The organism is Dehalobacter sp. TBBPA1 (assembly GCF_040931655.1).
Lineage (GTDB): Bacteria > Bacillota > Desulfitobacteriia > Desulfitobacteriales > Syntrophobotulaceae > Dehalobacter > Dehalobacter restrictus.
On sequence record NZ_CP162385.1, the window covers coordinates 1,335,538 to 1,360,040 of the forward strand.

Below are 24,503 nucleotides of genomic sequence, written 5' to 3' on the forward strand. Positions count from 1 at the left end.
AAATTATCAACCTAGGCAAGGGTTAGGGATATATTCCTTAACCCTTATTCTTCCCTGGTACCGCGTTGCCGAATTATGGTAGCTATCCTGCTCCGCCTAAAGCGGAACTGTGGCCCTCCATGACATTAACATAAAAAATTGGTGAGTAAGTTTTCTCGCAGGGGGTATTCTAAACAGTGTTTATCAGCCAGTTCAACCAATTAGCTTTTCAATACATAGAGAATTATGAAGTACAAAAGGCGCCCCCGGTTACGATAATTGCCGGCCAGGAAGGACTGGGCAAGACTCAGCTACTGAATTGTATCCTGCAAAAGATGAAACCGCAAAAGGTGAAGATTGTCCTGATCGATGCGGATAAATTCTCTAAGAAATTTGCGTTTGCGGCCCAAAATGGCAGCCTTAACAGCTTTCGCCGTTCTGTGCGTTCCAATGACCTTTTCCTGCTTGATAATATTAATGTGCTGCAAGGAAAGAAGAAAACGCTTGAAGAACTGTTCCATACAGTAGATACCATTCTGGCTCAAGGCGGAAAGACGGTCATTACATATCAGGGCAGTACACCCAACTTTGACTTTTTGAACCAGCGGTTTGCATCAAGGCTTAAAAGCGGATTTTTCCTCTATTTAAAGGACCCGGCAGCCGAGGAGCTCGAGCATTTCATCGCATATCGTCTTACCGGAGATTTGTTTCAGGAGATCCGGCCCTGCCAGCCGGCGCTTCTTTCCGGTATAAAAAATATGAAGCAGGCTGTAAAGATCGCTGAACAGCTAAAAAAAGACATTCAGCCGACAAACTTTGCGGAGGAGAAAATCCATGTACCTCAGTCCGAAAAATTATTTCACCTTCCCGGCATCGGAGAACAGGCCAATCTCGTCGTTTCTATCGTTTGTGAATACTGCGGTTTGGAAAAAGACAAAGTCCTGGGAAGTACGAAAAAAGGGGAGATTGTGGAAGCAAGGCAGATGGTGTATCTCCTGCTGCATGAGATATTTCAGTACCCCTATCGCGATATTGCATCCTATTTTCGAAAAAACACCGGCAGTCTGACAAATCAGTCTGAAAAGATACGGGAGAGAAAACAGGTGTTGTTTGAAACTTTATGTAAAAAACTGTATAATGCTGAAAAGGAGAGATCTTATGGGCGCGGATAGCAAGGTTGCAGTTTTAACCAGCGGAGGGGATGCTCCCGGAATGAACACCGCGATACGGGCGATTGTTCGCAAGGGCATTTACCATGATCTCCGGGTATATGGGGTTTTCCATGGTTATGATGGGCTTCTGCGCGGTGAAATAAAAGAAATGGAGCTGGGCTCAGTTGCAGATATTGTGCATCGCGGCGGAACGGTTCTGAAAACTGCCAGATGTGAAGAAATGTTTACGCCTGAAGGCCAACGTCTGGCCGCGGACCAGCTAAAGGCCAAAGGAATCGAAGCACTCGTGGTCATTGGCGGAGACGGTTCTTACCGCGGAGCAAAAAAACTTGCTGAATTGGGTATCAAAGTCATTGGCGTGCCCGGTACGATAGACAATGACATTGCCGGAACAGATTCGACAATTGGCTTTGATACGGCGGTGAACACCGTTGTCGAGGCTGTAAGCAAATTAAGAGACACCGCTTCGTCCCATGAACGGACTTTTCTTGTCGAAGTCATGGGCAGAAACTGCGGGGATATTGCCCTCCACTCAGGACTCGCGATTGGCGCCGAATCGATCCTGACGCCCGAAATCCCTTTTGATCTTCAAGAAATTAGTGAGAAACTGCTGCGGGGATATCGGAGAGGAAAAAATCACAGTATTATTATTTGTGCTGAAGGAGCAGGGGATATCCGTGAAATTGCTTCAGGCTTAAAGAATTATTCCGGATTGGAAAACCGAGTGACGATTCTCGGCCACATTCAACGCGGAGGAGCACCCTCGGCAGCCGATTCTTTGCTCGGAGCAATGATGGGCGGCAAGGCCATTGAGGCACTGATGGAGGGAAAATCTGAGGTGATGATCTCACATTTTCAAAATGAGATTGTGGACAGGCCACTGGAACTTGCTTTTAAGGAAAAGAAAATGTTTAACCGTAAACTCTATGAGCTGGCTAACGAGCTGGCTATTTAACGATATATATAACTTTGCGAGGTGGGAAGAGAAGTGGAGACTGTTTTTGCCCTTGATATCGGCACCAGGGTCGTTATTGGACTTGTGGTGCAAAAGAGTGTATCGGGATATGAAGTCGTAGCCAGTGCGCGAACCGAACATACGCAAAGAGCGATGTATGACGGACAGGTTCACGATGTGAACGAAGTCGCTAAAGCCGTGTCATTTGTCAAGCATGAACTTGAGCATAAACTAAACTGCAAATTGACGAAAGTGGCTGTGGCTGCAGCAGGCAGGGCGCTTTGTACCGAAACAGCGACGGTCACGAGAGAGGAAGTTCTGCCGACACACTGGGAACAGGAAGAAGTCCTGGCCATGGAAATGGAAGCTGTCCAAAAGGCCATGAAGAAAATCTCAGCTGAAGAGACAGATAATATCCTATTCTACTGTGTCGGATACAGTACGGTGAAGCAGCTGCTTGAAGACCAGCAGATTACAACGCTGGTCGGGCAGAGGGGGAAAAAAGCAGAAATCACGGTTATTTCTTCGTTTTTACCGAGAACGGTTGTCGATGGCCTTATTGCAGTTTTAGCAAGGGCGGGGCTTGAGATGGCCAGTTTGACGCTGGAACCGATTGCCGCCGGACTGGCCGCAATTCCCGGAGATATGAGAAGACTTAATCTGGCCCTCGTGGATATCGGGGCAGGGACTGCAGATATTGCGTTTACCAAGGAAGGCACTTTCTTTGCCTATGGAATGGTGCCCATGGCCGGCGATGAGGTCACAGAAGCAATCTGTTCCAATTATCTGGTCGATTTTCAGGAAGGCGAAAGGATTAAAAAACAGCTGAACGGGAACGATCCAAATCCAAACAGCCTGATTGACATCGTCAATTTCTTCGGTGCCAGGTCCTCCGTCACACGTCAGGAAATACTGGATGTCATTAAACCGACCGTTCAGGTGATTGCCGAAAGGATCGGCGGAGAAATCCTGCTACTGAATAACAGCTGTTCACCTCAGGCTGTGATCATGGTCGGGGGAGGTAGTCTTACGCCCTTGATGGGAGATATTTTGTCAAAGGTGATTAATCTTTCCCGGGGCAGGATCGGTATTCAGGTCAGGGAAAGGTTGTCCGCGGTCTCCGGCCAGGAAGAAGATTTGTTTGGTTCGGATGTCATTACGCCGATAGGAATTGCAATTTCCGCGCTGGATAATAAAGGTCTCCATTATTATGCAGTCAATGTGAATAACACGAATATTCCGTTGTTTGAACTGCAGCTTGCTACAGTGGCGGAAGGGCTTCTCGCAGCAGGCATCCAGCCGAAAACGTTTTTTGGACGTCCGGGATCGGCGCTGATCTATAAGCTAAACGGTGAGATTCAGGTTATTAAAGGAGAGTTGGGAAGTCCAGCGGTGATTACAGTCAATGGCCAGTCGGCCAAGCTGGATCAGAGGCTTAGTCAGGGTGACATGGTCACCTTTAGGCCGGGTCATTCCGGAGAAGATGCCAAAGCGCAGGTCAAAGATGTCATTTCCCGGCCCACAGCGAAGAAGATTATCTGGGATGGCAAGGAAGAGGAATTCAATCCGTTCATCTATCTGAACAATAAACCGGCAAATGAAGAAGACTGGCTTGAGGATGGCTGCAGCCTGCTTGTAAAAATGAATGAAACGCTCTATGATTTACTGGCCATGAAAGGCATTAATATCAATAAAATCAACAAAAAGAAAATCAAAGTCAACAACCAGCCCCGGGAACTGGTATCGGATCTGGAGATTATCGTCAATGGTCACGCTGTAACCATTGACTGTGTTATTAATAACAACGACCGTATCGATATTCTTGAAAAAAAAATATTGATCAGGGATTTGGCGCTGGAAGCCGAACCGATGATTTTTACGGTTAACGGAGAAGCGTTCAGTTTACCGCCGTTTGAAGCAAAGATCTACTGCAAAGGAAGGGTCATTCAGGAAGATGAGCCTATTGAAGACGGTATGGAAATCAGAGTGGAAGGTTTTTCGCGCAAGCCCATTTTGTCGGAACTATTTCCGTATATCAATCTTGCTGAAAACTCAATTTCGGGCGGAAAACTGGAAATGCAGGTCAATGGCAGTGAAGCTCATTTTACGACCGAGCTGAATCAGGGAGACCGTATTATCGTCAACTGGATCAACAAATTTGCGCTCGCCAAATAGAACAAAAAAAGAAAACCCCCAGCTGGGGGCGATAGGCCAAGGGCCTAGGTGGAAAGGGTTAAGGAGTATACACCCAGCAGTATAGTGGGAGAAAGCCGTACTTGTCCCATTTTTTCACCCAACAGCATGTTCTGGAGGGTGAATAGTTCAGGAGCGTGGTTTAACGCACTACATGGACCGCGTTATTTCTTTATCACGGCTCCGATACTCCCACCAATCGCACCCGCTATGGGACTAATCAGGACTTTCTCGAGCAGTATTTTCCAAGAAGGATCACCCGCATAGAAAATGTAATAAATCAATAAAGTGACCACAAAAAAACCGATTCCGACAGCCAGTCCGTACAGAAGTCCTCTTGCTCCGGATTGATACGCAATGTAAAAACTGGCGATGAGTACTCCAATTCCGGCAGCGAGCAGTGAGTAAAGGAAAGATTCCTGCACCGAAGTAAAAAAGTAGACCAGACTCAGAACAACGGTCAGCAGAAATGAAATAACAATGGCCAGCGCTATACCTTTGGTAACTAACGACAGCTGAAACGGTTTTGACATACGGCAGCCTCCCTTTTCTCCAATTTCTGTACACCATATGCTTGACCCATATAACTTATGACTTAAAAGCTTAGACAAAGTTTGAAATAAAGAAGGTTTAGGGAGAAGGCGATCACGATGAAAAAAATGATTCCAGATTTTAAAAAGATGAGCGAACAGGAAAATAAGATCACGATGCTGACAGCCTATGATTTTCCAACGGCACGAATCATGGAAAAAGCCGGCGTCGATGTAATCCTTGTGGGTGATTCGCTTGGGATGGTCGTCTTAGGATATGACTCAACCGTTCCAGTGACAATGGAGGATATGCTGCATCATGCCAAAGCTGTCCGCCGGGGTGCTCCAAATACTTTCATGATTGTGGATATGCCTTATCTGACCTATGCGAGGCCTGAAGATGCGTTGCGCAATGCCGGAAGGCTGATGCAGGAGGGCGGAGCTGACGCTGTTAAACTCGAGGGCGGGGAGGAATACCGCGAGATTGTCAGCTTTCTGACCAAAGCCGGGATTCCTGTTGTCGGGCACATTGGTTTAACGCCTCAAACGGCCGGCCTGCTGGGCGGATATAAAGTCCAGGGAACAGAAATACACAGCGCTTCCAAACTTTTGCGTGATGCCGGGATGCTGGCTCAAGCCGGTGTTTTCATGCTGGTCCTGGAAGCAATACCGGCGCTACTCGCGGCAAAGATCACACAGTCGATATCCGTGCCGACCATTGGCATCGGTGCTGGGAATCAATGCGACGGCCAGGTCCTGGTTATTCATGACATGATTGGCGCTTCAGACAAGACTGTACCGACTTTCGTCAAACAATACGCAATGATTGAACCCCTGATCGTTGATGCTGTGCAAAAATATTGCGAGGAAGTCAAAGACACAGCGTTTCCTTCCGACAAACATTCTTTTTCCATGAAGGAAGAGGTCTTAAACAAGCTGACCTAACAGACAAATAATTTATTGATTTTTCGAAATACTTTAGCAGGCTTAATATTATTCTTAAAAAATTAATATATTTTTACAATTTAAGTGAAAATAATCATTAATTTATGATATAATACAATAAACTATTTGGTTGTTTTATTTTTGCTTGGAAGGATGAGTAACATTGAAGCTGAAAGATAAGACGTACAATAAGTTCTTGGAATTTTTCGAGAAGGTGTCCAAAAAACATGAGGAAGATCAGTTTGAGATTGCCTATTCCGAAATACAACGTGAAACAGGAGTAGCAAGTATTACCCTGAAAAAAGCGCTGAAAGTGCTGGAAGACGACAAGGTCATTGAAATTAACCAGGGCAGAAATACCCGATACGGCAAGATCAGGTACTTAAATAAATTGAATTCCAATTCAAAAGATCTCGCTAATAGAACAAGAACGCTTGCTTTAGTGGATGATGGAACGGTGAATCCAGGGACACTGCATCAAATCAAGAATATGTCCAGTCTCGTCGAACAGCTGCGACAGAGGGTGCGTACCCAGGAGATGACCATCTCTGTGATTTTGGACAGACTTGCTGATTTAGAAGATAGAGTGCATCGCTAAAACATATTGGTTTTCCAGTTGTTTCTAGAGGATTTTTTTTCACCCCGGTGTTATAATAGCTGTGATGCTGCTCTGTTTGTATGGACTATCATGGTTTTGATCCTATTTTTTTCTCGGGAACTGAGTAGTGGCAGGTTGTGTACATCATGCTTTGCAAAAAGAAGATGGAAAGATCTGTCCAGGTGCCCACCTGCATGTGCAGGGTCAGAAAACCAGATGTCTAACGGCAAAGCGGGAAGAGGATGTCCAAAGGACATCCTCTTTATAATTTATGAGGAATGCTAAGGAGGAAAAAGTGTCTAATTCTAAATTTCTGGCTATAATTCCGTTAATGGTTTTAATATTGTTTGAGACGGTCTCCCGCGGAAGTCTCGTTGATACACTGGTCTGGGCAGTATGCGAACCGAATCAATTTGTTGCCACGTATGCCATGCTGTTTGGACTGATTAATGCTTTTTATCTTTTGCCCCGGCGTTTGTACCTGTCCATTGCAGTAGTCATCTTAACCGGCCTTTCCTTTATTGCGCTGGTCAGTAGGGAAAAACTACTCCTAAGAGGAGAGCCTTTGCTGCCCTGGGATTTAAACCTTGGGAAGGAAGCTGCGAATATTTCCCAGAGCTTTCAGGATATGCCGATCGCTTTTATGTTGGGACTCGTGATTTTGCTCATCGCTGCGATCATCATGATCATTCGTTACATACCAAGAGAAGAGTACCTTTCGGCTCAAAAAGTCCCCATTGCGGTACTGTCTTTTCTCTTGCTGTTTAATCTGGTTGCCCATACTTCTATGCAAAAGACCTTCAACTGCCGGCTTGTAAACTGGAGCCAGCAGTCCAATTATGAAGAAAATGGCTTGATTATCGGCTTTATGATGAATTATAAAGCCTATTCGGATGATGCTCCGGCTTCTTACCAAAAAGAAAAAATTGAAAAGATTATTGCTCAGACCAAAACTGATTACACGGTTGATCCGGATTTCACCCCCAATGTCATCTATGTGCAAAGTGAAGCTTTCTGGGATCCGACGCTGATGAAAGAAGTAAGCTTCAGCGAAGATCCAATTCCGTATTTTCATTATCTGCAAAAAAATTATTCAGGCGGAAAGATGGTTGTTCCTGTCTTTGCCGGAGGAACGGTGAACACAGAGTTTGAGGTTCTAACAGGGTATTCTTGCCAATTTCTCCCGGCAGGGATCATTCCGTATGTCCAGTACGCAACCAGGGATATGGATGCCCTGCCCGCGATTTACAAAAAGCAGGGCTATGAGGCTACGGCAATTCATACTTACCATAACTGGTTTTACCGCCGCAATATTGTTTTCGAAGAGATGGGATTTGACAAATTTATTAGCAAGGAATTTTTTACAGATCCTGAGAAGAAAGGAACTTATATCCGCGATACGGAGCTTACGAAGAAGATTCTGCAGCAGCTTGGACAGAATGATAAACCCGATTTCATCTATGCGATTTCGATGCAGGCTCATGGACCCTATGCGGAGAAACCTAATGCCGGAAATACGATTCAGGTCCAGGGTAACTTTTCAGCTAAAAGTAAAACCTTGCTGGAGAACTACGTGAATACAATTTCCGATGTCGATCAGTCCCTGAAAGCTTTGATTGAAGGTCTGAAGAAGATTGACGAACCAACAATTGTCGTTTTTTACGGAGATCATTTACCCTTGCTTGGCAATAGCTCGGAAGTATACAAAGAGGCTGACTTTTTTCAGGACCGGAATAATTACAGTGATTATTTAAACAAATATACGGTGCCCTTTATCATCTGGGATAATTTCTCGAGCCCGAAAGATAAAGAAAATATCCGTATTTCCTCGAGCTTTTTGGGGCCTTACATTCTGGAAAAAAGCAAAAAAGAAGGAAATACCCTGACGGATTTCCTTTATTCCTTATATGAAAAAGGGTCGGACGTTATGACCGCTGCGCTTTATCAGCAGAATGAAAAAATCACCGAAACAGAATCTGCAGACTATGAAATGCTGCAATATGATTCACTGATTGGCAATGCGTATGCCTATGAGCTGGAACCACGGGATAAACCAGTTCAGGATGCTTTGTACCTGCTTGGAGAACGTTTTCCCAAGATCGAAAAGGTCCTTCGCCTGAGTGAAGATGTGATTCAGGTTCAAGGAGAAAACTTCCTACCGGATTATCAGATTTATATTGATGATACCCCGGTTAAAACGAAGTATGTAAGTAATACTGTCTTAACAGCCACTTTGCCCAAATCAATCCAGAATGAGACTGAGCCGGTCAAGCTTCTTTTAAAGATGATCGACAGCCTCAATAATGTTATTTCAGAATCAAATACGTATTCATTCTCGCGTGCGGATGGTGCCTCCATCAATAATAAATAAGTATAAGTAGAGCGTATTTTAAATAAATAAGTAAATAATAGTCAGACTAAAGTATTTGGGGCAACTTCGCCTCCTTGCTCCGCTTGACGCTGGAACTATGGCACGCAGACTGGTCAAAAGTTGTTTAAGTAAGTTCAGTATGCCAGATAATAACTACGCAAAATGCTCTGTATTTTAGCATGCAGACCTGCTTGAATAACCCTAAGATCAGTCTGTGGGACACAGTTCCGCTGCGAGCGGAGCAGGATAGCGTAGCGCGGCTTTTTGACGGCCACGGATGGCCTAATGTCGGCGATGCCATGGATGGGCAATCTGCCGAAAAGCGGTATAGTGGCCCACAGACTTGCCCTACATATGGTTTTATATAAGGATAGGAACGAGAAATACTGATTAAGGTGTACTGTTAGCCCATTCTTCATCAAACAGCGCTGTAACTTTTTTGGCGGCAGCAGGGGAAGGGATAGTCAAGGAACTCTCGTGATTAATAACAAAAGAAGGATATGTCCAGGCAGAATTGGAAAAAAACAGCGTTGTCTGATCAAAAATACCGAAATTTGCGCCCATCGCTTTTTTGTCAGGATGATTGTAATAGCGTAATTCGATCTGGGCGTCCTTTAATTCCTGAATGGCATCGGGCGAGGTAATCGCACTGGAAAGGCTGACGATCACTTTCACGTTACAGCCTCTTTTTTTTGCCTCCATCAGGGCATCAATTATATCGTCTTTACTTAGTTGTTCGGTTTCTATTAAGATCTCAGACGTAGCAGCGTTGATTAAATTAAGAAGCTGCTGTTTAACATTGACAGTAACGGCAAAGGTAATATTGTCTTCTGGCAATTTGGAAGTATCCGGTAAATCTAGCGACAGTGTTGTCGTATAGGTCCAGTCTTTGCCGAAGGATTTGTCCATGACACCGACAGAGTCTCCGGATAGCTTTACAGCCATGCTGTGCGCATCGAAGCCTTTGGCGGTCCAGTCCTTTTCATAAAAAACAGCCGTTTTGTGATCAACAACCATATAGCGTACTGTCTGGTACTGTCCTTTTTCAGCAGGATAGTACTGGACCGATATGTTTTCATTTTTTAGTGCTTTGATGGTTGAGGTATTATCTCTCTGCCATTGATCGAGCAGCAGTCTCACTTCGATGCCCAAATGCGCTTTTGTAATCAGCAAATTAATGATTTCCTGATCATTCAGACTGGACAGCTCGATATAAATGGATTGTTTGGCCTGATTAATTACATTCAGAGTTAGCGGACGGATAGCAGCTCCGTCTATGTAAAGCGCACCAGGTGGCAAGTTTGATACTGGATTGGATTCTTCATCAGCGGAAAACGAGAATATTTTGCTGCATCCGGACATTGTCGGTATTGCTATCATGATGATCATTAGGATGATCAAGAAGGGTACTTTTGCTTTGGACAAAATATCAGCCTCTTTATCAATAAATTGAGCTTTGGCAACTCTTCTCTTATTATACATATTTTTAGAAATAAATAACGAAAAAAATAGTTCCAATTGGAAAAATATCTAATTGAGATGTTATTTGAGGAGCGGTTTTTCAGCCAAATAAGAGGTAAATAATGGAAAGAAGAAGAATAACTATCCAGTACCATGTTAACCAAAATCTTAGCTAGCCGGGCGTCATAATTTTTGTAATATGATAATTTTAAGGTTAACAAGGCACTCGTCTTTGACGATAATTTTATATTTAGGGGTGTTGATATGGGAAACCGCTTACATCTCAAGACAAAACTGCAAATTAATTGGCTGCTTTTCATGGGTGAAGAACAGCAGGCCCTGGAAATCCTGTTTGGAATCTTAAACACAGAAAATATCTCCGACGCCCTGTATTTGGCAGAGGTGAAAACACTGATTGATCATAAGGTTTTCAAAGAAGCTCAGGCCTATTTGGAAGCAGCAATCATCTATAGCGAAGAGCCCGGACAGCTGGCTGAAGTACATTTTTTACTGGCCCGCTGCTGTCATGGACAGGGATTTGTCAATGATGCTTTGATTCATCTCGAAAATGCGCTTCAGCTGGAAGCGAACAGTACTTACTGGAATCTGCAGACGGATTGTTACCTCGAACTTGGGGAATGGCAGGAAGCTATTAATTGTCTGGATAAGTCTCTGCGTTCCTCACCTGGAGATGCCGATATCCTTTTTCGACTTGGCAGCATCTATCAGTTCCAGGGGCAATACAGGGAAGCTTTAAACTGTTTCAGCGGCTGCTGTAAAGTGAAGCCGTATCAGCCGGAATACTGGGAAATGAAAGCTGAGATGCAGCTAAAAATGAATCAGACCGAGGATGCGGTCGAATCTTTCCATAAAGCGATTAAATGCGGGGGGCATTTCAGCCTGATGTCCAGGCTGGCCTACTGCTATGCGCAGACCGGTCAGCAGGGCAAAGCCCGGAAGCTGTTCCAGAAAGTATTAAAACATGACCCGGATGATCTTGATGCCCTATGTAATCTGGCCGGCATTTACCACGAGTTTCAGCAGGACGACCAGGCTTACCGATTACTTAGAAAAGCCTATACGCTGAAGAATAACGACACATTGCTGCTGAATAATTTAGGCTTTATCTGTTTTCAGCTCGGAAGAACGCGCAAAGCAATTGAGTATTATCAGAATGCCCTGAAAATTGATCCGGAAGATAAAACGGTGCTCTATAATTTAAGTGTCTGCATGACCGAAAAAGGGCTGTGGGACGACGCTAAAATTATCCTGGAACGACTGGTCTCCATGGACAACAAAAACAGCGCGGCGTGGATCCTGCTTGGGAATACGTATGAAGAAATGTCCGACACTAAGGTGGCAGTTGATTGTTACAATAAATCTTTCGGCTTAACGGTTAAAAAAGCCATTTAAGGTCAGACTTCCCAAAGAGGTTTCATTATCATTTATTTTCTGGTACAATTATAGAAAACTTGGCTGGCGCTAAGCCATTGGTGAAGGCGGCAGCCTTAGCTGACTTAGATATATCAGAAAGTGCTTAGAGTGTTTGATATACCAAAGAAACGTTTTTGGGGGGCATTACCATGGCAGACTGGAATCCAGAGGCATATTTAAGATTTGAGAAAGAAAGATCCAAACCGTCACGCGATTTAGTCAGCCGTATTAAGCTTGAACAGCCTGAAAACATTCTGGATGTAGGCTGCGGCCCGGGTAATAGCACCCGCATTTTAGCGGAGAGATGGAAGAATGCGGCTATCACAGCCATTGATAATTCACATGCCATGCTCGAAATTGCCAAAGCAACAAATCCGTCAGTATGTTGGTTGTTACGAGATGCCGGACGGGACATTTCCGATCTGGGCCAGTTCGACCTCATATTTTCCAATGCGGTCTTTCAATGGATTCCTGATAATGATCTTCTTATCTCCAGACTGTTTGCCATGCTGAAACCCCGCGGCATATTAGCTGTCCAAGTTCCGTTTGTCAATGAAATGCTGATTCATCAGCTGCTTCTAGACCTGGTATCCTCAGCGAAGTGGTCCGGCTATTTTAATCACATTGCGATTCCTTATAAGGTCCATACTCCTGAATATTATTATGATATTCTCTGTGAATTAACACCGGAAATCGAATTATGGGAAACCAGGTATTATCATTTGATGAACAGTTATGACGATATCCTGGATCTGTATCGAAGCACCGGGCTGAGACCCTACTTGGATTGTCTTCATGAAGACAAAAAGCAAAAAGAATTTGAGAGTGATCTGATGCTGGAAATTATGAAGTATTATGCCGGCTCGAAAGACGGTAAAATTTTATTTACTTTCGACCGCGTATTCTTTACAGCAACGCGGTGATCTGATTTACATTGACGTCGATATGGCAAAATGAAGATTTCACATTTCACCACATAAAAGAAGTTAGAAGGACGTATCGGAACTAAAGTTTCGTTACGTCTTTTTTTGTGTCGTAATTAGCTGACCAGGCATAGTCTGAATGGGGAATTCTTATTTTATCCGATGCTGTCGTTTCTTTACTTATATCCGTAGATTTGTTAAAGTTAATTTAAAGGAAAAGGAGGCTTTTTGGCATGAAGTTAGTCAAGGAAAAAGACTTGCCGGGGATCGGGAAAAAGTATCAGCTGGACACCCGGTCTGGAGATAAGCTGGTCGTGATCGTCCATGATGACGGGCGCCGGGAAATGTATCACTATTACCTCGAGGATCCGAATGAATCGATCTCGATGGTAACACTTGATGATGAAGAATCGCGTTGTATTGCCTCAATTCTGGGCGGAATGGCCTATCGCCCTAAAGATCTGGATACTGTTGAGGTAGCCATCGGGGATATGGTACTCGAATGGTACAGGATTGAAACGGGGGCTTATGCGATTGGTAAATCAATCGGTGAGATGCAGGTCCGGAAGCGGACCGGCGGGACGATAATAGCGATGGTGAAAAAAGACCAAAATAAAACGATCAATCCCAATCCCGACATCGTTCTTCAGGAAGGTGCAACGATTGTTATTCTGGGAGAAAAAGAACAGGTGAAAGCTGCTAAAGGACTCCTGTTTCACGGGAGTGTTCATTAATGGAGCATTTGCTACTGGAAGTTGGTCTCGCTCTGGCTTTATCGGCCGTGGCGGGGATGATAGCCGGTAAATTGCGGATTTCCATTGTGCCTATTCTGATTATTGCGGGGATGGTTGTTGGACCTCATGCTCCTCATATCGGGGTATTTGATTTCAGGTTTATTCAGTCAGCCGCGCTCATCGACTTTATGGGAAAGATGGGTGTTTTATTTTTACTATTCTCTCTTGGATTAGAATTCTCAATCAAACAGCTGATGGCATCGGGACCGTCGATTCTCCGCAGCGGCCTCATCTATATGCTCATCAACTTTTCTGTTGCGCTGCTGTACCCATTGCTTTTAGGTTGGCCCGTCAAAGAAATCCTGGTCGTAGCAGGGATGATGACAATTTCGTCAAGCGCTATTGTAGCTAAAGTCATCGTCGAGTTAAAACGAGCTGCGAACGATGAGACAGAAATTATCTTAGGGCTGATGATGTTTCAGGATGTGTTTGTGGCAATTTATTTATCCGTTGTCTCCGGCTTGGTTCTTTCAGGTTCGACTTCGACCGTTACAGTCCTGCTTACAGCAGCTGTTGCACTTGGATTTATCGGGGCATTTCTGTTTTTGGGCCATAAGCTCGTTCCGTGGCTGAACCGCCGGCTGGATATTCCTTCGGACGAGACGTTTTTACTGGTGACTTTTGCGGCGGTGACGTTGGTTGCGGGGATTTCCGAAACCCTGAATATTGCCGAGGCCATCGGAGCAATGCTACTCGGCCTCGTAATGGCGGAGACGGAGCATCGCGAGCGGATTGAACACATTATTGTTCCCTTTCGTGATTTTTTCGGCGCATTATTCTTCTTCAGTTTCGGTCTAAGCATCGATCCTTTTACGCTGGGTGGCGCTGTTTGGCCGGTCCTTGGCGCAGTACTGCTGACGCTTCTTGGTAATACGATTGCTGGGTTTATAGCCGGAAGGAGAGCTCAGCTGTCTCATCGCGCTTCACTCAGGATTGGCTTAACGATCCTGTCACGTGGTGAATTTTCGATTATACTTGCCACACTGGCCCTATCAGGAGGCTTGCTGGGAGTCCTGCAGCCGTTTTCTGCCTTGTATGTACTTATTCTCGCCATATTGGGCCCCATACTGACCAAGGAATCCAGTCTAGTGTATAAGTTAATTGGGCCGATCTTTAAATGGCCGGAGCTGCCTGAGAAACGCAGGTTAAAACTTTAAAGAAGTAAAATTATGATGATAAAATTGTCGAGAGAATTGCGTATCTGCAGAAAAAGTAAAAAAAATTTGGTCAAATCGAAAATAAATGATACAATTCAAGTTGACCTAATTAATAAAATATTCCGCTAATTTACACCATAACAGGAGGCGATCATGATGGCTATAGATCATGCAAAAATTGAACGAGCTGTAAGGGATATTTTAGAAGCAATTGGAGAGGATCCGGAAAGAGAAGGACTTAAGGATACTCCCAAAAGAGTTGCCAGATTTTATGAGGAAGCTTTTGCCGGACTTCATGAAGATCCGAGCAAGAACCTGTCTGTATTGTTTTCGGAAAACCACGAGGAAATGGTACTGGTTAGAGATATTCCGATTTATTCAATGTGTGAGCATCACCTGCTTCCTTTTGTTGGACAGGCCCACATTGCGTATATACCGAGACACGGCAAGGTGACAGGATTGTCAAAGCTGGCCAGAGTTGCCGAAGACTACGCCAGAAGGCCGCAGCTACAGGAAAGATTGACGAGCCAGATTGCGAATACTGTGAATGATATGCTTAATCCACGCGGCGTTATTGTCGTCATTGAAGCTGAGCATATGTGCATGACCGTACGCGGAATTAAAAAACCCGGCGCGCAGACCGTTACATCAGCAGTCAGAGGAATGTTTGAAACCAGCGCTGCCACCAGGGCAGAGGCGTTCTCATTAATTATGGGCAGACACTAATCCAATAATGGCGGCAGAATGACGGAGGCTAGTTTTGCATGAAAATCCTGCTGACAAATGATGATGGTTATTTTGCTGCCGGTCTCAGGACCATGTATGATGCTTTGGCAGCGGACCATCAGCATGAGATCTACGTTGTGGCTCCGGAAGGGCAGCGATCAGCTGTTGGACGGTCTATCACCCTGTTTCAACCAATCTTCGTGACCCATCATTCCTTGCCAGATAATCATATCGGTGTATCTGTCAACGGAACACCGACAGACTGTGTCAAACTGGCAATACAGGGGGATATTCTTCCTGCCAAGCCGGATTTGATCATATCCGGAATTAATCACGGACCGAATCTCGGTTCGGATGTATTCTACTCAGGTACTGTGGCAGCCGCAATGGAGGGTGCCCTGTTAGGGATACGTTCCATTGCGGTATCACTTGCCAATTATGATTACGAAGACTATATGCCAAGCGCTTTGCTCATCAAACGCTTGATTGATACGAACAGCCCCTTGCTTCAGTATCAGAGTGGCCTGCTCAATATCAATGTGCCGCCCTGCGACAGGGAGGAATGGAAGGGAAAAAGAGTCACCAGACTAGGCAGGTCTGTTTACGACAATGCGTTCGAAAACAGAAAATCTCCTTATGGCAGAGAGTATTATTGGATCACCGGAACGCTCGTTTTTGAAGAAGAACAGGATACCGACCTCAGGGCAATTCAGGAAGGGTATGTTTCGGTTACGCCTTTACACTGTGACCTGACCGATTATGAACGGTTAAAGACCATGGGAGATTTACTATAGGGAGGAGAAATGTATGGGCTTTTGGATTTTTTTCTTTTATTTTGCTGTGTTTATTATTATTTTCTGGCTGAGTCGAGAAAAAGGTGGAAAGAATAATCTTAAAAAATTATTTATCATTCCGATTGTTCTTGCTGTCATTATTACGCTGCTGTCCGTGGTGAAAATTTATTTTATTTATAAGATCTTGCTTATTGTGATTGTTTTGGTGGTAGCCCTGCTGACGTATTGGCAGTGGGGAAGCAAGATCCGAAATTTTTGGCGGTGAAAGCATAACGCTAGGTATGCGGTAAATGGGGCACTATTTATTTTTAGGCCAAAACCTCAAAGCCCGCCAGGTCTTCTTTATTTCTTTTATTGAAATGCCTCCCTGAGAAATCAGGATCCCAAAATAAATCACGATTGCGGCAAGAAGGACAGTAAGACTCGGAAGCAGCGTTGTTTGGCCCGGGACCAGCCATAAGATGCTTTTGAGCACAGCTGTCATACCAAGTCCGGCCAGGACCGGCTGCAGGATCATGTATTTCAGATCAGCTTGTAGTCCGATGTGCTTGTTTATGGCATAAAGGTTTAAGAAAGCCATCATGGCAAAACCAAATACATAAGTTAAAGCGGTACCCGCGAGACCAAATTTTGGAATTCCAGTCAGGTAGAAAAGAAGCGGGATCCGGAATACTGCCGTGATGACCGAATGGGCCAGCGGTAAAAAGGTTTTGCCGAGTCCTTGCAGAATTCCTGTGGTCGTCTGTTGAATATAGGCAAACAGCCCGCCCAAGGCTAAGACCTTCAACACTGCAGATACATGGTCACTTTTGAATAGGTGCGTAAGCGGTTCAGCAAAAAAATAAAGTGCAATGACACACGGCAATCCAAGCATAATGGTATAGCGGACCGCATCTATGCTTTTATTCCTGGCAGCCCGGACATCATTTCGGACCATTGCTTCGGAAATAGCCGGGACAAGCGATGTCGCCAGCGCAAATGTAAAGACACTTGGAAACGAGAGCAGCGTAAGTGCAGTCCCGCTGAACTCTCCAAAGAGAGAGGTGGCGTTCCTGGCCGAATAGCCGGCAAGCTGAAGCTGTTTGGGAATAATGACGGTGTCCAAAGAAGACAGCCCTGTAGCCATTAGCCTGCTTCCGGTTACGGGCAAGGACAAACTAATTAGCTCCGGCATGACGGGTTTGGATTGTCCGCCGTTTTGATTTCCATAAGGCAGGTGCTTGCGCTGCACCAGATATTGAATCAGGATCACAAGCAAACCAACGATCTCCCCACAGAGCATTCCTGCTGCAAGACCGGCTGCTGCCCATTCAATGCCTTTCTTTAATAAATATACGGAAAGAGAAAAGCCGATCCCGATCCGGAAGATTTGTTCACAAACCTGGCTGACCGCTGAAGGGATCATATTCTGCAGTCCCTGGAAATATCCCCGGAACGCAGAAGCCACAGATACGATAAAAATTGACGGGATACAGATCTGAAAAACAATTCCAACGCGCTCATCCGCAAAGAAACTGTGAACGATCAGGGATCTGTTCAGGTACAGCGTGATGGTAACCAGCAGACCGGAAATAAATAAAGTCAGGAAAGCTGTCCGGAATACTCTCCGGGCTTCAGCATAGCGGCCAATAGAGACTCTTTCGGCAACCATCTTGGAGACAGCCAGTGGTATTCCCGCTGTGGTTAAGACCAGTGCAGTCATATAGACCGGAAATACCATATAGAACAATCCGTACGCTTCACTGCCGATATAGTGCATAATCAGGTATTGGTAGACAAACCCGAGCAGACGGTTGACCAGATTCGCCCCAAAAAGAATGACTGCACCGAAAATGAGGTTATTTCTGGGCATTTCTTCCTCCCTGGCCGATACTCTGTCAGAGTACATATAGTTGATTTCTATTCAACTTATGCACCGGGAAAGAAGGTCATGCTCCAAGTTTTTTTAGGGATACAGTTTTTTTTAGAGGAATTGTGGAAACCACAGAGAATTAAAGAGAATTAAACATGTTATAATTTAATATTAGTGATGTTATTGCTATAGTCTTGTTTAAGTCAAGTTATTAAAAAGAATAGACAAAGGGGAGATTATTCTTGAAAAGCTATGACACCAAGAGTATTCGTAATATCTGTCTTGTGGGGCACGGAGGTTCAGGTAAAACATCGCTGGCTGAGACCATGCTTTTTAATGCCGGAGTAACGAACCGCATTGGGAAAGTAAACGATGGAAACACCGTATCAGATTACCTTCAAGAGGAAGTACAACGTCACATCTCAATTAGCACTTCATTGATTCCGATCGAGCATAAGGATGTTAAAGTTAATGTTCTCGATACACCTGGTTATTCCGATTTTATCGGTGAAGTCATCAGTACTTTGCGCGTCGTGGATACAAGTGTTTTTGTGATCAGCGGGGTTGATGGTTTAGAAGTTCAGGCTGAGATCATCTGGGATCTGGTCGAAGAAAAGCAACTCCCTAAAGTTATTTTTATCAATAAACTGGACAGAGAAAATTCCAATGCAGAAAAGGTACTGGATCGGTTGAAATTAACTTACCCGAATACCCGTTTCGTTCAAATGCAGATTCCGGTTGGCAAAGAGGCAGCATTCGAAGGTGTGGTTGGTCTGTTCCAACCCGACATACCTGATCAATATATAGATGATATTGCCGTATTGAAAGAAGCACTTGCTGAAGCTGCGGCAGAAGCTGATGATGAACTCCTGATGAAATATCTGGATGGAGAGTCCCTAAACGATGAAGAATTAAAAACGATCACAGCCAAAGGACTCGCTCAGAATATGATTGTTCCGGTTTTATTTGGTTCGGTAGAAAAAAATCTGGGCGTAAAGGAATTCGCACAATTCTTGGCTGACTATGTGCCTGCCCCTGCGCCTATCGACAAAAAGGCTGCGTTGGTCTTTAAAACGCTTGCTGATCCCTATCTCGGCAAAATGACTTTCTTCAAAGTTTATGGTGGAACGTTTACCAGTGAGACAGTTGTCTACAATGCAAACCGGGAAGTCGAGGAGAAACTGGGCCAGCTGTTCTATCTGAGAGGGAAGAACCAGGATAATACGGCCAGCGTCCAGGCCGGTGATATTGCCGTCGTTGCGAAACTGCAGGAGACAAAAACAGGAGATACTTTTACAACGAAAGAGAAAGGTATTCAGCTGGACGGAATTGAATTCCCAAAACCTGCGCTGCCGCTTTCCGTCAAACCGAAGAGCAAGGGCGATGAAGATAAGCTGGGATCCGCACTTGCTAGGTTAGTCGATGAAGATCCGACCATCAGCGTCGGTAAAAATACAGAAACCAAACAAACGATCTTAAGCGGGCTCGGTGAAATGCAGCTCGATATTGTCGGCGAAAAACTGGCTAGAAAATTCGGTGTTGCCGTCGAGACCGAAGTACCGAAAGTTCCTTACAGAGAAACCATCAAAAAATTGGTGCAAGTTGAAGGCAAACACAAGAAACAAAGCGGCGGCCATGGCCAATACGGACACGTCTGGATTAAGATGCAGCCAAACCCGGAAAAAGACTTTGAATTTAACGAAGAAGTTTTCGGTGGAGCGGTTCCGAGAAACTATTTCCCTGCTGTTGAAAAAGGTCTGCGTGAAGCAGTTGCTGATGGTTTTCTAGCCGGATATCCGATGACGAATGTGAAATTCACATTGTATGACGGTTCTTATCACAGCGTAGACTCGTCAGAAATGGCATTTAAACTTGCGGCACATCTTGCTTTCAAGAAAGGTGCTGAAATGGCCAACGCGGTATTGATGGAACCAGTCGTTGAGGCCGAGGTCAAGGTTCCTGAAGCATTCATGGGTGATGTCATCGGAGATTTGAACTCCAAACGCGGCAAGGTCCTTGGCATGGAACCCAACGGCAAATGCCAGGTGATCAAAGCCCATGTGCCCCAATCCGAAATGATGCGCTATTCCATTGACCTCAAAGCTATGACACAGGGGAGAGGTACGTTCACGACCCAGTTCATCGGGTACGAGGAAGTTCCGGCAAGATTATCCGACGCGCTGGTTGCCCAGCTCAAGAAAGAGCACCAGCATCACGAATAACGCTGAATGCACGAATAAAGCTGAATGATTGTAGGTAAGCTAAAGCCGCTGACGAATGATTTTGTCAGCGGTTTTTTGTCGTTTGCCGCGCCAACATGACCTGCAGAAAGTTAACTCATAGTTAACTTTTTTTACAATTGTTAACGACGATTCCGTTGAGTAAAAAAAATAAGCAGACTATAATGAACCTGAAAATCAAAACTTAAGAATTAAAAATGAGGTGGGATCTATGACCAAAATCAACATTGGAAAAATAATTGCAGCCCGGAGAAAAGAAAGAAGGCTCACCCAGGAAGAACTGGCCAAATATCTTGGGGTATCTAAACCGGCGGTTTCCAAGTGGGAGTCAGGACAAAGCTATCCGGATATTATGCTGTTGCCTGTATTGGCAGCCTTCTTCAACGTAAGCGTTGATGAGCTTCTGGGGTATGAAGCTCAAATGACAAAGGAGGATATAAGAAAACTGTACCGCAGATTGGCAAATGCTTTTGCTGTTCAGTCCTTTGACCAGACCTACGCCGAGTGCCTGGCGATTATCAAGAAGTATCATTCGTGCTGGAATCTGGTATATTCCATCGCGCAGCTGCTGGTTAACCACGCACCGCTTGCCGGCGGATCAGACCGGATGAACGACGTTCTGCGGGAAGCCTCGGGATATTTTGAGTGTGTGGAAAAGAACAGCTGCGACGCGGCACTGGCCAGAGAGGCGCTTTCCTTGCGAGCCTACTGTTGCCTGGCCCTGCAGGAGCCTGCCCAAGCTATCGATCTGCTCGAAGGGACCGAGGAAGGACCGGTATCAACGGGAATACTGCTGGCCAAAGCCTATGCAATAAAAGGTGACAGCGACCGCGCCAAGCGTTATCTCCAGCAATTTATTTATACGAATGTAGCCAGTCTTTTCGGGGCTTTTCCCGACCTCATGGCACTTTATGCAGATGCTCCGGAAAAAACGGATGACTGTCTGCAAAAGGTGCTGAGTCTTGGAGAGGTATTTCAGCTCAAAGAGATGCAGCCGTCCCATTATTTCACGGTGTATCTCACGGCAGCTGCGCTTTACTCAGCACAGAACCGTAATGAAAAAGCGCTGGATATGTTGGAAGCATACGCGGATATCATTTTTCAAAAGAATACATTCCCGTTAAAACTAAAAGGAAATTTGTTTTTTGACATGCTGCAGCCGTATTTTGAATCTCTCAATTTGGGAGGAGATGCTCCGCGCAGCGATAAACTCATCCGTAAAGATTTAAAGAGCGTTGTTGTAGATAATCCTGCGTTTCAAAGTCTTAAATCGGAGGAGCGTTATCAGAAACTTTGGCGACGACTTGAATCGATGGAGGAGGAAGCCTGATGGAAGATCTAATGTCTTATTTACCTTTTCTAATTCCGATCATGGTGATTGAACTTGCCCTGGCAGCAGCTGCGCTCGTTCATATTTTCCGGCACAGGACTTACCGCATCGGCAATCAGGTGCTTTGGGTAATTGTCGTCGTCCTGTTCCAGATTATCGGCCCTATCTTGTATTTTACCTTAGGCAAAGGTGACGACTAATGGAAATTCTGAAGCTGGAACATGTCAAGAAAAACTTCGGGGGTCTTCCGGTCATACAGGATTTGAGCTTCTCAGTCTCCGAAAGCTCCGTTTTTGGCCTGATAGGAAAAAACGGAGCAGGGAAGACAACCACCATGAAAATGCTTTTGGGGTTTTTAAAGTCTGACGCCGGAGAAATCAAAGTGTGCGGGGAAAAAGTCGCTTACGGAGACACAAAAACCAACAGGCATGTGGGTTATCTTCCGGATGTGCCGGAGTTTTACAGTTACATGACACCCGTCGAATATTTAAGACTGTGCGGGGAAATCTCCGGGCAGAAGCCCCGCCCAATCCGGAAAAAGACGGAAGAACTGTTGGCCCTTGTAGGGCTGGAGAACAGTAACCGAAAAATAAGAGGTTTTTCCCGAGGAATGAAACAGCGGCTGGGGATTGCGCAGGCTTTGATGAACGAGCCACGGCTCCTGATCTGCGATGAACCGACCTCGGCGCTTGACCCCGTTGGCAGAAAAGAAATATTGGACATTTTGTCCATTGCCGGGAAGCAGACCGCCATTTTAATTTCCACCCATATTTTAGCCGATGTGGAACGGCTCTGTGATCATATTGGGATTCTGGACGATGGCAAGCTTGTTTTACAAGGGAAACTCTCCGATATCAAAAATAGCTATCGCCATAGTTCCCTCCGGATAGCGTTGGCGGATCAAGACAGCGTTGCTGTTCTTGCCGGGAAGCTTGCAAATCTCCCCTTCGTATCTGCAGTGGAGGCCAAAGAAAATTCCCTGACCGTCCGCCTTGAGGACATGGCTACGGAAGGGCTAAAAATTCTGGAACTGCTGCTCAGGGAACAAGTTTTCGTTCTGAAATATGAAGTGCTTGAACCTTCACTGGAAGATGTATTTTTGGAGGTTATTCAATGAACGGTTTAATTGCTTTTACTAAAAAAGAATTTCTGGAGCAAATCCGCAGCTATAAAGCCGTTATCATGGTTTCGGTACTGTTCTTATTCGGTATGATGAGCCCCTTACTGGCCAAGATGATGCCCGATATTTTTGCCCAGCTGACCGTTCAGGGAATATCCATCAGCATGCCGGAGCCGACAGTCCTGGATGCCTATGGCCAATTCTTCAAGAACATGAGCCAAATGGGTTTGATCATCCTGCTGCTTGTCTTCAACGTTATACTCTCCCAGGAAGTGACACGCGGTACGCTGGTCATCCTTCTTGCCAAGGGGTTGTCTCGATCTGCGGTCATCATGTCAAAATATTTGGCGTCTTTGTTTTTGTGGACGGTGAGCTATGTCCTTGCCGCGATCACCGATTACGGATACACTGTTTATCTGTTCGGGAGCTTCTCCTTGCCTCATCTGTTTTTCTCGTTGTTTTGCCTATGGCTGTTCGGTGCTTTTCTCCTGGCAGTCCTTCTGCTGGCCAGCACACTTGCATCGGGGAATTACGGAGGACTTCTTCTGACAGCCGCAATCATGATGCTCCTGCTGATTGCCAATGTGTTTCCGGTGTTTCAAAAATGGAATCCCGTCGCGCTTGCCTCGGATAACATCACGCTACTTACAGATGCGGAAACAATTGGCGACATGTCCGTAACAGCTTGGACGGCGCTGCTGCTGATTGTGTTATGCTTGATTCTCTCACTCCTGGTGTTCAAGAAAAAGAAACTGTAAGGCAAAGCACGATGATGCATTATTCCATGGACTGCTGACAAATTATTTTGGCAGCAGTTTTCAATTTCCCATAAGGATGTTATGGAAAAACAAGGAATATATTTAATTATGTTGAATTATATAAAGTTGTTTCGGGGTTTTCTTTTTTGTGTTTTTAGGTGCGGTTATTTATTAGTTTTAATAAATTAAGGAATGGTGCCTGGCTATGAAGAAAGCTATTGTAATTGGAGCTACATCTGGGATAGGAAGAGAATTGGCAAAGATATTAGCTGAAAATAATTATATAGTCGGGCTTACTGGTAGAAGAATGGAGCTTCTACATGAGCTCCAGAAAGAAATTATTACTGAGTCATATATTAAAAACTTTGATGTTTCTTCTACAGAAGCCATGAAATTATTAGAAGACTTAATTCAGGAAATGAACGAAGTAGAAATAATTATCATCAGCGCAGGCTGTGGATTTATAAATCCTGATCTTGATTTTGATAAAGAGAAAAAAACAATTGATGTCAATGTGTCCGGTTTCGTAGCGATGGTTAATGTGGCTTTTAAATACTTTGTCAAGCGAGGCGTAGGTCATATTGTAGGTATATCATCAATTGCTTCTCTTAGAGGTAATGGAAGTGCCCCAGCATATAATGCTTCAAAATCTTTTGTATCCAACTATCTAGAAGGGTTACGTCAAAAGGCATATAAATTAGGAATACCTATAATTATTACAGACATACAACCTGGTTTTGTTGATACGGCTATGGCTCAGGGTGAGGGTCTCTTTTGGGTAGCCTCACCAGCGAAGGCTGCATTGCAAATATATAAGAAGATTGTGGCGAAGAAAAAGCATGCTTATATCAGTAAGCGTTGGCGGAGTATAGCGTGGTTGTTAAAAATCATGCCAAATTGGCTTTATAACAAACTCTAAGTTTGATATTAGACGTTAAAAACCAAGCGATTTATTTGATGGGCTTGATGAGAGAAGCCCCATCGGCTAACATTAAGGTTTCTGTTTGTATTTGAATATTACATATGTTTTCGGCTACAGCCTACATAGGAAACTCATCTGCCGGACGTGTAGGACCGGACAACAGATGCAAACCTCACTGAAGGGAAAAGCTAAGACAGGTATCTGTCAATTACGAAAGCGAATACTCGTGAGGAGCCCTGTGCGGTGGTA

The 24,503-nt window shown here is 44.8% G+C and carries 22 protein-coding genes and 1 other RNA gene; 20 read left to right on the top strand and 3 right to left on the bottom strand.

The genetic code is table 11. The features are described from left to right. Positions 1 to 176: 176 nt before the first annotated feature. The 3 genes from AB3489_RS06675 to AB3489_RS06685 are packed head-to-tail and all read left to right on the top strand — an operon-like array spanning position 177 to position 4,281. Positions 177 to 1,151 carry a DnaA/Hda family protein gene (locus AB3489_RS06675; RefSeq protein WP_019225980.1) on the top strand — a complete coding sequence of 325 codons (975 nt, stop codon included), beginning with the start codon at positions 177 to 179 and terminating at the stop codon, positions 1,149 to 1,151. Continuing rightward, positions 1,138 to 2,106: a 6-phosphofructokinase gene (gene pfkA / locus AB3489_RS06680; RefSeq protein ID WP_368294425.1), complete on the top strand. Its 969-nt coding sequence runs from the start codon at positions 1,138 to 1,140 to the stop codon at positions 2,104 to 2,106. The genes AB3489_RS06675 and pfkA overlap by 14 nt, the downstream gene beginning before the upstream one ends. Positions 2,107 to 2,139: 33 nt before the next feature. Then, positions 2,140 to 4,281 (top strand): cell division FtsA domain-containing protein, encoded by a 2,142-nt coding sequence (locus AB3489_RS06685; RefSeq protein ID WP_368294426.1) that lies wholly within the window; start codon positions 2,140 to 2,142, stop codon positions 4,279 to 4,281. Positions 4,282 to 4,463: 182 nt separating this feature from the next. On the opposite strand, the gene AB3489_RS06690 is transcribed toward AB3489_RS06685, so the two are convergent. Beyond that, positions 4,464 to 4,832 carry a TIGR04086 family membrane protein gene (locus tag AB3489_RS06690; protein WP_368294427.1) on the bottom strand — a complete coding sequence of 123 codons (369 nt, stop codon included), beginning with the start codon at positions 4,830 to 4,832 and terminating at the stop codon, positions 4,464 to 4,466. A 117-nt stretch (positions 4,833 to 4,949) separates the two neighbouring features. Here AB3489_RS06690 and panB point away from each other — a divergent pair, with 117 nt between their 5' ends. The 4 genes from panB (at position 4,950) to AB3489_RS06710 (ending at position 8,743) form a co-directional block, all read left to right on the top strand. After that, the gene (panB, locus tag AB3489_RS06695) at positions 4,950 to 5,774 is read left to right on the top strand and encodes a 3-methyl-2-oxobutanoate hydroxymethyltransferase (RefSeq protein ID WP_368294428.1); all 825 of its coding nucleotides are present in this window, start codon (positions 4,950 to 4,952) and stop codon (positions 5,772 to 5,774) included. A 163-nt stretch (positions 5,775 to 5,937) separates the two neighbouring features. Then, a complete protein-coding gene (locus AB3489_RS06700) occupies positions 5,938 to 6,372 on the top strand; it encodes a hypothetical protein (RefSeq protein WP_368294429.1) in 435 nt (144 codons plus the stop codon). 67 nt (positions 6,373 to 6,439) lie between these two features. Continuing rightward, positions 6,440 to 6,607: non-coding RNA, 6S RNA (gene ssrS, locus AB3489_RS06705), on the top strand. 60 nt (positions 6,608 to 6,667) lie between these two features. Further along, positions 6,668 to 8,743, top strand: a complete 2,076-nt coding sequence (locus AB3489_RS06710) for an LTA synthase family protein (RefSeq protein ID WP_368294430.1) — start codon at positions 6,668 to 6,670, stop codon at positions 8,741 to 8,743. Between the two features lie 390 nt (positions 8,744 to 9,133). On the opposite strand, the gene AB3489_RS06715 is transcribed toward AB3489_RS06710, so the two are convergent. After that, the gene (locus AB3489_RS06715; protein ID WP_368294431.1) at positions 9,134 to 10,168 is read right to left on the bottom strand and encodes a phosphatidylserine/phosphatidylglycerophosphate/cardiolipin synthase family protein; all 1,035 of its coding nucleotides are present in this window, start codon (positions 10,166 to 10,168) and stop codon (positions 9,134 to 9,136) included. A 300-nt stretch (positions 10,169 to 10,468) separates the two neighbouring features. On the opposite strand from AB3489_RS06715, the gene AB3489_RS06720 reads away from it, so the two are divergent. The 7 genes from AB3489_RS06720 (at position 10,469) to AB3489_RS06750 (ending at position 16,297) form a co-directional block, all read left to right on the top strand. Further along, entirely contained in the window at positions 10,469 to 11,617 is a 1,149-nt protein-coding gene (locus tag AB3489_RS06720) for a tetratricopeptide repeat protein (RefSeq protein WP_368294432.1), read from the top strand. A 170-nt stretch (positions 11,618 to 11,787) separates the two neighbouring features. Further along, entirely contained in the window at positions 11,788 to 12,561 is a 774-nt protein-coding gene (locus AB3489_RS06725) for a methyltransferase domain-containing protein (protein ID WP_368294433.1), read from the top strand. A 233-nt stretch (positions 12,562 to 12,794) separates the two neighbouring features. Next, positions 12,795 to 13,295, top strand: coding sequence for a cation:proton antiporter regulatory subunit (locus tag AB3489_RS06730; protein WP_015042873.1), 501 nt, complete (start codon positions 12,795 to 12,797; stop codon positions 13,293 to 13,295). Further along, complete coding sequence (locus AB3489_RS06735; RefSeq protein ID WP_368294434.1) at positions 13,295 to 14,512, top strand: cation:proton antiporter; 1,218 nt, start codon at positions 13,295 to 13,297, stop codon at positions 14,510 to 14,512. The genes AB3489_RS06730 and AB3489_RS06735 overlap by 1 nt, the downstream gene beginning before the upstream one ends. A 153-nt stretch (positions 14,513 to 14,665) precedes the next feature. Further along, positions 14,666 to 15,238: a GTP cyclohydrolase I FolE gene (folE, locus tag AB3489_RS06740; RefSeq protein WP_019226266.1), complete on the top strand. Its 573-nt coding sequence runs from the start codon at positions 14,666 to 14,668 to the stop codon at positions 15,236 to 15,238. A 38-nt stretch (positions 15,239 to 15,276) separates the two neighbouring features. Beyond that, complete coding sequence (gene surE, locus AB3489_RS06745) at positions 15,277 to 16,032, top strand: 5'/3'-nucleotidase SurE (protein ID WP_368294435.1); 756 nt, start codon at positions 15,277 to 15,279, stop codon at positions 16,030 to 16,032. A gap of 13 nt (positions 16,033 to 16,045) precedes the next feature. After that, positions 16,046 to 16,297 carry a hypothetical protein gene (locus tag AB3489_RS06750; protein WP_015042869.1) on the top strand — a complete coding sequence of 84 codons (252 nt, stop codon included), beginning with the start codon at positions 16,046 to 16,048 and terminating at the stop codon, positions 16,295 to 16,297. A 33-nt stretch (positions 16,298 to 16,330) separates the two neighbouring features. On the opposite strand, the gene AB3489_RS06755 is transcribed toward AB3489_RS06750, so the two are convergent. Next, positions 16,331 to 17,884: an oligosaccharide flippase family protein gene (locus AB3489_RS06755; RefSeq protein ID WP_368294436.1), complete on the bottom strand. Its 1,554-nt coding sequence runs from the start codon at positions 17,882 to 17,884 to the stop codon at positions 16,331 to 16,333. Positions 17,885 to 18,126: 242 nt separating this feature from the next. Here AB3489_RS06755 and AB3489_RS06760 point away from each other — a divergent pair, with 242 nt between their 5' ends. The 6 genes from AB3489_RS06760 to AB3489_RS06785 all read left to right on the top strand — a co-directional run bounded on the left by AB3489_RS06760 (position 18,127) and on the right by AB3489_RS06785 (position 24,251). Next, the gene (locus AB3489_RS06760; protein ID WP_368294437.1) at positions 18,127 to 20,106 is read left to right on the top strand and encodes an elongation factor G; all 1,980 of its coding nucleotides are present in this window, start codon (positions 18,127 to 18,129) and stop codon (positions 20,104 to 20,106) included. 229 nt (positions 20,107 to 20,335) lie between these two features. After that, positions 20,336 to 21,454 (top strand): helix-turn-helix domain-containing protein, encoded by a 1,119-nt coding sequence (locus AB3489_RS06765; protein WP_368294438.1) that lies wholly within the window; start codon positions 20,336 to 20,338, stop codon positions 21,452 to 21,454. Further along, positions 21,454 to 21,654, top strand: coding sequence for a PLDc N-terminal domain-containing protein (locus AB3489_RS06770; RefSeq protein WP_020490812.1), 201 nt, complete (start codon positions 21,454 to 21,456; stop codon positions 21,652 to 21,654). Before AB3489_RS06765 ends, AB3489_RS06770 begins: the two co-directional genes overlap by 1 nt. Further along, positions 21,654 to 22,571 (top strand): ATP-binding cassette domain-containing protein, encoded by a 918-nt coding sequence (locus AB3489_RS06775; protein ID WP_368294439.1) that lies wholly within the window; start codon positions 21,654 to 21,656, stop codon positions 22,569 to 22,571. Before AB3489_RS06770 ends, AB3489_RS06775 begins: the two co-directional genes overlap by 1 nt. Then, positions 22,568 to 23,332, top strand: coding sequence for an ABC transporter permease (locus AB3489_RS06780; protein WP_368294440.1), 765 nt, complete (start codon positions 22,568 to 22,570; stop codon positions 23,330 to 23,332). The genes AB3489_RS06775 and AB3489_RS06780 overlap by 4 nt, the downstream gene beginning before the upstream one ends. 205 nt (positions 23,333 to 23,537) lie before the next feature. After that, the gene (locus AB3489_RS06785) at positions 23,538 to 24,251 is read left to right on the top strand and encodes an SDR family NAD(P)-dependent oxidoreductase (RefSeq protein WP_368294441.1); all 714 of its coding nucleotides are present in this window, start codon (positions 23,538 to 23,540) and stop codon (positions 24,249 to 24,251) included. Positions 24,252 to 24,503 lie beyond the last annotated feature (252 nt).